The sequence below is a fragment of the Vibrio sp. 10N.222.48.A3 genome (genome assembly GCF_041475345.1).
GTDB lineage: Bacteria > Pseudomonadota > Gammaproteobacteria > Enterobacterales > Vibrionaceae > Vibrio > Vibrio tasmaniensis_A.
In genome coordinates this window covers 1-5,847 of record NZ_JBFRVX010000010.1, presented here as the reverse complement: position 1 = coordinate 5,847, position 5,847 = coordinate 1, and the positions used below count along the sequence as shown (strand labels likewise).

2 protein-coding genes and 1 pseudogene are annotated in these 5,847 nt (G+C 46.9%); all 3 read right to left on the bottom strand.

Annotation, left to right across the window (positions count from 1 at the left end):
- Positions 1-111: 111 nt before the first annotated feature.
- On the bottom strand, positions 112-4,566 hold the full coding sequence (gene mukB / locus AB4653_RS00210) for a chromosome partition protein MukB (protein ID WP_009846360.1): 4,455 nt from the start codon (positions 4,564-4,566) through the stop codon (positions 112-114).
- Positions 4,563-5,369: a chromosome partition protein MukE gene (mukE, locus tag AB4653_RS00205; protein ID WP_032555182.1), complete on the bottom strand. Its 807-nt coding sequence runs from the start codon at positions 5,367-5,369 to the stop codon at positions 4,563-4,565. Before mukE ends, mukB begins: the two co-directional genes overlap by 4 nt.
- Positions 5,350-5,847 (bottom strand): annotated as a pseudogene (locus AB4653_RS00200) (condensin subunit MukF); the annotation flags it as partial. The pseudogene AB4653_RS00200 and the gene mukE, both read right to left, overlap by 20 nt.

Here is a 5,847-nt window from a genome sequence, read left to right as displayed (position 1 = left end):
CTCACCCTCACCCTCACCAAAAGAATACGAGACCCGTGAAGCTGCCAAACAAAAAAAGCCCCGAAGTTGTATACTTCGAGGCTATTAATTTACGGTAGATAGATTACGCTTCTAAGGGGTTTCGATAAGCTCTTGAACAGGAGATACCGGTTTGTTTTGAGCAAAACCACGCAGACCAACAACGTGTACGTGTTCGTGGTCTTTGAAGACCTTACGTACCAGTTTGTAGGTTGTACCTTTCTCTGGGCTAATGTTCTCTGGCGCAGCAATCAGAAGTTGCATACCTAAACGGTCACACAGTTCAAACAGCGTAGAGATCGACTTAGAATCCAGACGAGCGGCTTCATCAAGGAACAACAAACGACATGGAACGATGTCTTTACTACGAAGTCGACGTGACTCTTCTTCCCAGCTCTGAATAACCATCAATAGGATTGATTGACCAGTACCGATCGCCTCACCCGTAGACAATGCACCCGATTCCGCTTGTAACCAACCGTCTGAACCACGGTTAACTTCAACACTCAGCTCTAGGTAGTTACGGTAATCCAGTAACTCTTCACCAAGAACTTGTGGAGAACGTTGACCCATATCGATATGCGGATTGACACGTTGGAACAACTTCGCCATTGCTTCTGAGAAGGTAAAGCGCGTTGATTCAAACAAGTCTTTGTGCTGCTCTTGCTGAGTCGCTAGCCCTGATAGCAAAATCTCGTGACTTTCACGGATCTTAACGTTCAGACGTACGCCCTTAACCTGACCGAAGTAGATGTTAGACAAACCTTGGTTCAGCATTCGAATACGGTTCTGCTCGCGCTGAATCGTTTTCTTGATGATGCTTGCTACCGACTCAGAGCTGATCGCCAAGCGGTTTTCACGCTGCGTCAGTTCTTCTGTTAGTCGAGCTAGCTCAACTTCCATCTCTTCGATTGCTTCAACCGGATCATCCGTATGAATGATGTCTTGGCGAATACGCTCACGAAGGTGTTGGTAAACTGCGATGTAGAACAAAACCTTACGCTCTGGATGTGCGTTGTCTTCCGATAGACGCAGCGAGTCACGTAGGTCGTCATTGTCAGCCACAGCCAGACGTAGCGCACCCAGTGATTTATCCGACATAGAGCGAAGCTCGCCCGCCGTTAGGTAAGCCAGTTCACGCTTGTGTAGACGACGTTCAACATCGTTTTCACGAGCTAAGCGAAGTACTGAGCACCAGCCAGCTTTTGCTGCAACAACGAAGGTACGAAGTTCTGTGTACTCTTTCTGAACTTTCTTAAGACGCTTAGCTAAGGCTTTCATCTCAAGCTCTGTTGACGTAATCGTACGCTCGTATTCGCTCTTACGGCTGCGAGATGTGTGCAGACGCTCTTGAAGCTCGTCACGACGACGTACAGCACGCTCTTCAGCGCCTTCGTCAGCGTTTACGCCGAACTCTTGTAGCTCTTGTTTAAACTCTTGAACCGTTTCTTGCTTCGCTTGATGTGAGCTCTTCAGTGCCGCCAATACTTGGTTGTATTGGTTCATCTGTTCGCGAGCTTGCTTCAAGCCATCGCGGCCTTTGGTTCTTGCTTGTTCAGCTTGAACCAACTTCGCTTTTAACTGCTCGCTCAGTTCACTGCTCTTGTTAAGCAAATCAACAGAATCCGCGTAAGCAAAGTAGTGACGACGCTCAATCAGATCAGACAGCGCGAACACTTTGCCTTTTAGCGTTTGTAGCGCGTTGTCTGCTTGACGATATTCAGCTTCCAAAGCTTCGAACTGCTCTGGGTCAGCCTCTAGTGCAGATACGATTTGCTCTAGAGAAGTAAGCGCTTTGCCGTGCGTATTCAAGTAAGACTTAGCTTCACTTAAACGCTCTAGTTGTGCTTCTAATTCTGCTAAGCGCTCAGCCAATGTTTCGTCTTCTAAAATACGAACCATTGGCGCTAATTTATCTAGCGCACCGAGTGCCTGCTTGCTTTGTAGAAGCTGACTACGTTGTTGCTGCTCTTTAGAGTTAAGCTCAGCCAGAGAACGAACAATTTGATTACGCTTATCACGAATCGCAGCAAGTGCTTGTTCTGGATCTGCGTTAAACGCAACGTGCAGATGCTTAGCAACAAAGCTGTTGAATGCTTGGTATAGGCGATTCAGTTTCTGAGAGTCAAACGCAGCTTTGGCGTGGTTTTCTACCACAACGTCACGCTCTTCACGCAATTTCTCTAGGCGTTGCTCACGAGCTGCACGACCAAACAATGGAATCTCAGGGAAGCGCGAGTAACGCATTTGACGATCGTTCAGTTGAACACACACCGCACCTTCAAGCTCATCGGCATTGAATGAGCTGTCATCAAACGCATCTACATCACCTTCTAGGATGTAAAGGTCTTCTGGACAATCATCAAGATCCACCAGCTTCTCTTTAATGCCATCAAGGTCCGAAACCACAATTGCGTGACGAGCCGGGCCGTACATCGCACTGAAGTACGGCGCATCGCCAATCGTGATGTCATCGTAGATCTCAGAAAGCAGCACGCCACCAAGCGTATCCGCTAGACCTTTCAGGCGAGGATCGTTAGAACCACCTGGAGAAGCTAAGCGTTCAATCTCTTGCTCAAGTTCAGCTCGGCGCGTAGCCAACTGATCTTTTGCTACCGCTTGAGATTTCTCGTCTTCAAGCACTTGCTGCATTTGAGTCATTACTGCTTGGCTATCTTCTAGCTCAGCTTCTGTGTGATCTCTTAGGGCTTCAAGTGCATCGTTCGCCGTGATCCACGCTGGAGCAATAGACTCAAGTTTTTGAATCTCTTGGTCTTGGTTTTGTTGCACACGACGTTGCTCACTCTTCGCTTCACGCAGCTCTTCTTGAGCATACTCAAGAGATTCGATCTGGATTGCATGGCGTTCACGTTCTTCATCGAAAACCGTTTCGTCAGTCAGTGAGATGTTGTGTTGCTTTTGGTATTCAGTCGCAAGCTCTTTTGCTTGACGCTGCTGCGCCACATCACGAGCCATGTCGCGGTGCTGAGCACGCCACTGCTGTTCGTTTTCAACAACGTGTTTTGCGTTACGGCCTTTTTCTAACGCTTGCTTAGCACTGGTAGACGCTTCTTTACGCTCAACATCACCAACAATGCTTTTAACAAGAGACAGTGCTTTGTCGAACTGTGCAGACGCAGCAGAGGACATGTCTAGCTTATGTTTAGTCGACAGTAGCGTTTGAGTGCTTGATTCTTCTTGTGCTTTTAGCTCAGAAACCAGAGTTAATGCGCTTTCTGCCGTAATAGACTCATCACCAAGTAGCTGTTTAGTTTTCTCTAATGCTTGAACCGCTTGCTGGTATTGAAGCGCACGAGTCTGCTGAACATCCAACGCTTGTTGGTAGTCAGCAAGCTGAGTTTTCAGGCTATCCACTTCTTCTTCAGTTATGGTTGCCTGTTCTTCAGCAAGAAGTACTCGCTCTTGAGCTTCTTCAACCACCATAATCTGCTCTTCTAGACGCTCATTAAGCTCTTCCAGATCTTCGCTGTAACGAGCGATTTTCTCTTGCTGACGAAGTGCTGTTTGAACCAATTGAAGATGATCCGACGCCGCTTGATAGTCTTGCTCTAGTGCCGATTCTTGATCGACCAACAACTCAAGCTCTTCTTGAACGCGGTTCAACAAGTTGTTTTGATCAAGCAAGGTCTCGCGAGAACCAAACAGTTCACCACGAAACTTCATGGTTTGATCAAGCTTGTTACGACGATCGTTGGCATGGCGCATGTAATCTGCTGCCACGTAGTTCGTAGATTCAGTGATCAAGTGCTTGAACAGGTCACGATCCGACTGAGTCGTTTTGATCGCTTCTAGCGTCATGCGGTTTTCACGCAGTGCTGATTCCATATCTTGGAATGCTTTCTTCACACCGCCATTTTGCGGAAGAAGGTAATCACGCAGAGAACGTGTAATCGCACTTGAGATACCGCCGTAAAGTGATGCTTCAATCAAACGGTAGAACTTAGAACGGTCGCTGCTGTTACGCAGTTTCTTAGGAACAACACCGTACTCAAACATCTGTGAGTGGTAATCAACAATCGAAGAGAAGGCTTTAAAGTGCGCCCCTTCATATTGCGCTACCGCTGCTTTCACGTCGTTCAGTTGACACACACGAGCGTGGCTGTCTGAAACGTTCTGAATCAATACATCCGTTGGCTTCACATGGCTTGGAAGGCCTTGGATTACAAACGGTTTGATGTCGACCTTCTTATCACGACCCGCAACTTGCTGCAGTTTTACTGCAAACAATAGGCGTTGATTACGAGAGTTCACAACATCTAGCGCGGCATAACATGCGCCTGGCTGAAGCTTACCGTAGAGACCTTTATCACGAGATGACTGTGAGCTACCCGCTTCCGTAGTGTTACGGAAATGCAGAAGGCTTTGGTCAGGGATAAGTGCTGTAATGAATGCCGCCATTGTGGTCGACTTACCTGCACCGTTACCGCCAGAAAGCGTTGTAACCAATCCATCAATATCAAAAGTACGCGCGAAGAAGCCGTTCCAGTTGACCATGGTTAATGATTGATATTTACCTCTTTCAATCATGCTTCACCTTCTACCTTTGTTTGTTCGCTGTCGTTTGACTCAAGGTCAAAGTCAGCTTGATCGTTAAAAATGTCTTGTTGACCGTTTTCGTCTACGTCTAAATCTATTTCTGATACGGCTTCTGCTTGTTCTTCATTCAACAAGCTACCTTGGTTAGGCTCTTGAGTATGAACAACAGCTTCACCATCACGAATAAGTCGTAATTGCGCTTCTTTCATATCATCGCCAACACGAACATCCGCACCAAAACGGAACACCGCTTCGCTGATACGGAATTTACCTGTTTCACCAATCACGATCAGCATGCCGATACGACGTAAACGGCGTAAAGAAGTACGTACTTTTTCAAACAGCTTTTCTTTGTCTAAGTCAGAACCAGACGCACGGTTGGTTGCTAGCTTCATGAGTTTTTTCTCATCCGCTAACGACATCAGTTCATCAAACAACTCTTGATTGGTGAAGATGCCTTCATGAGCCAAACGCTCTGGGCTTAGGTATAAGAAACACAATACTTTACCAACTAGCATGTCGAGCTCAGACAACACACTACGCCCAATTAAAGACGTAGAACGCGGACGCAAATAAAAGAAACCTTCAGGCGCTTTTACCAGTTCCGTATTGTAGCGTTGATAAAAATGCTGAAGCTCAACTTCAAAATCAGAAAGCAACGCATGGTTATCGAGGTCTTCTGTTGAAACATGCTTGCCTGAACGCAACATGCTATCTAGCGCAGGAAACAATGGGTTCGCTATCGCTTTTACCAGTTTCTCTGGCATGTAATCATCAGTACTTGTTAATGACATTTGCTTGTACCTTTGCACCGAAATCGTTGATTGCCTGCCAATCTGGCTGAATAGCCTGATAGTCAGACTCTGAGTAACCTAAGCGAACGGCTTGGTCGACAACAATTCTGGCTAAATCAAAATGGTGTGTGCGAGGGTGCGCTGCGAGGTAATCACGCAGCACAAGGCCAAGATCAATTGGCGCGCCTTGCTGTTTGTGAGCTTTCAACATATCTGCGATTCGTTCTGAAAGTAGATCGTTCACTTGCTCAAATTCTTCGTATTCTACGTCGATTGGGGCTTGCCCCATCACTTCGTCATCACGGAGCACAAGTGCTTCATCACGAAGATCCGTGAGTTTTTCTGCGTCTGCGTAGGTCAATAACCAAGGCGCATCAAAGTAGTCAGTGACTGACTGACGCAAACGTTGGCTAAAGGCACGGTTTTTATCCATATCGATCGCGGTACGGATAAATTTATGCACGTGGCGATCGTAGCC

Bases quoted from the DNA above. Each gene is read 5' to 3' on its own strand.
- mukB (WP_009846360.1), bottom strand. From the start codon at position 4,566: ATGATTGAAAGAGGTAAATATCAATCATTAACCATGGTCAACTGGAAC.
- mukE (WP_032555182.1), bottom strand. From the start codon at position 5,369: ATGTCATTAACAAGTACTGATGATTACATGCCAGAGAAACTGGTAAAA.